This window comes from bacterium (genome assembly GCA_030654305.1).
In the GTDB taxonomy this organism is placed as follows: domain Bacteria; phylum Krumholzibacteriota; class Krumholzibacteriia; order LZORAL124-64-63; family LZORAL124-64-63; genus PNOJ01.
On sequence record JAURXS010000369.1, the window covers coordinates 1 to 2460 of the forward strand.

General features: G+C 70.7%; 3 protein-coding genes. All 3 read left to right on the top strand.

Annotated elements, in window-relative coordinates:
- A partial coding sequence (locus Q7W29_10585; GenBank protein ID MDO9172266.1) for a hypothetical protein occupies positions 1–826 on the top strand: 826 nt, incomplete at its 5' end.
- Positions 827–836: 10 nt separating this feature from the next.
- Positions 837–1814, top strand: a complete 978-nt coding sequence (gene pilM / locus Q7W29_10590; protein ID MDO9172267.1) for a pilus assembly protein PilM — start codon at positions 837–839, stop codon at positions 1812–1814.
- On the top strand, positions 1807–2364 hold the full coding sequence (locus Q7W29_10595; GenBank protein ID MDO9172268.1) for a hypothetical protein: 558 nt from the start codon (positions 1807–1809) through the stop codon (positions 2362–2364). The genes pilM and Q7W29_10595 overlap by 8 nt, the downstream gene beginning before the upstream one ends.
- Positions 2365–2460 lie beyond the last annotated feature (96 nt).

The window sequence follows — 2460 nt, forward strand, 5'->3', positions numbered from 1 at the left end:
CCTCAACTGCGGCACCCTCACCGAAGGCTTCGAGGTGCGCCCGCCCCACATGTACACCGACCCGGAGTATTTGACCGGCTCGACCTACTACGAGGTGCGCGGCACGAGCGTCGGCGGCCACTACCAGGCCCAGATCTACGACCGCGACGGCGTCGACATCACGGCGACCGTCGGCGACGACCTGGAGGACGTCACGACCTACGATGCCGCGACGGGCCGCTACTACTTCAATTTCGGCAGCGCCTCGACGATGGAGGACTACTTCGACCAGACGGACGGCGTCTTCCGCCGGGCGGCAGGCGACGTCTCGGTCATCGTGAACTTCGGCGAGGGACCGCTCTCCACGCCGCCGGGGCCGAACGGGATCGTCGACGTGCGCCTGCGCGGGAACGGCAGCACCGACCTCAACACGACGGTCATCAACACGCGCTTCACCGGCATCACCGAGGAGCAGCGGATCGACCCCGCCTACTGGACCGGCGGCCGCACGACCGTCGAGCGCATGACCATCGAGCCCTACAACGGGCTGTCCATGGTCTGCGACGAGCTGGTCTGCGTCAACGCCGTGAACATCGGCACGGCGGACCAGCCGGGGCTGCTCTACATCACCGGCGGCGCGAACATCATCAACAGCAGCTTCGACTTCTTCGGCAGCATGATCTGCATGGGCAGCCTCACGCTGAACGCCCAGGCGGAGTTCACCTACGACCCGTCGTTCCTCGACCTGCTGCCCTCGTACATCGAGACCGAGTGGCTGTCCCTGGTCTCGGGCACGCTGCGCACCATCCACTGGCGCGAAGTGCCGCCCCCACCGCTCGGAAGCTGAGGAGGACCGCGTGTTCGGTACGTCAATCGCCCGCACGGGCATCGAGTTCGGGACCACCAGCGTGAAGCTGGTCCGCGGCGAGGGCCGCCAGCGCCTCGAGCGGGTGACCCATGCCCTGTCCGAGCCCTGGGACGGCCAGAACCGCGAGGACCGGCTCCCGCGCGCCGGCGCCGCCCTGCGCGATCTCCTGCGGCGCGCGGGCCTGGGACGCGGCCGCCTCGGCCGGATCGCCACCGCGGTCGGCTGGCAGGAGAGCACGCTGCGCGAGGCGGAGCTGCCCCCGCTCACCGGCAGGGAGCTGGCGCGGGCCCTGCCCTTCGAGGCCCGCAACCACCTCGACCTCGAGGCCATGGAGTCCCCGGTGCTGGCGGGGCAGATCCTCGAGCACACCGGTTCCGCGACGGCCGAGTCCGGCGCCGGGACGCGCGTGCTCCTGGCCGCCGCGCCCAAGCCCCGGCGCGACTTCGTGATCGGCGCCCTGGAATGCGCGGGGCTCGAGCTGCAAGTGGTCGACCTGGAGCCTCTGGCCGGGCTGAACGCCCTCTTCGCCGAGCTGGGCCGCGACCTGGACCCCGAAACGGCCGTCGCCCTGCTGGACATCGGCGCGCGCCACACGGCGCTGCACATCGCCTCGCGCCGGGGCGGACTGCTCACCCGCAACGTGGCCCCCGGCGCTCCCGCGGGCCAGGCGGCGGAGACGAGCGCGGAGCAGGGCTACTTCATGAAGCTCTCCTCCGGCGTGGAGCAGACCCTGACCTTCTACCGCGGCCGCTACCACCGCGAGGTGGGCGCCATCCACGCCGCCGGCGGCGGCGCGCGGGTCGCGTCGCGCCTGGCGTCGCTGAGCGGCGCGGTCGGCTTCCCCGTCAAGCTGTTCCTGCCCGCCGCCAGCCTCGGCGCGGGCGGCCTGGTGGCCGGCGAACCTCTCGGCCCGGAGTTCCTCACGGCCTGCGGCCTGTGCCGCTGGGCGGACGGTGACCATGTATAGGATCAACCTCTACCCCGACTACCAGCAGAAGAAGCTCATGGCCCGGCAGCGGACCATGGTGATGGGCGTGCTGATGATCCTGCTGGGGCTCGAGATCATGCTGGTCGGCGTGCTGATGGTCAGCGACCACCTCCTACGCGAGCGCGCCACCCAGCTGCGCGACGAGATGCCCTTGCTGGAAGCCAGGCTGCAGTCGCTGACGCACCCGCGACCGGAACTGGAACTGGCGACGGAGCTGCTCTCCCACCGCGGCAACCGCCTCGACTGGACGCCGAAGCTGGCCGCCATCGCCGACAGTTGCAGCCCCGAACTGGTGTTCAGCGAGGTCGAGGGACGCTCCCGGGGGCAGCACGAGCAGCCGCACCTGCGGATCAAGGGCGAGGTCAGGCACCACGCCAACTCCCTGGCCGCGGTCACCGAGTTCGTGCGCAGGCTGCGCGACGACGCGCGCGTCGGCGCGGAATTCCCCGACGTTGCCCTGGGGGACATCCGCGACAGCGATACGGGCGAATTCGAGGTCAGCTGCGAACAGACGGAGGACAAGCCATGATGCGCAGGTTCATCGACAACCGGATCGCCGTCTTCCTCGCGGCCACCGGCCTGTTGCTCGTCGTCGGGCTGGTCGTCGAGATGGGCTTCGCCCGGC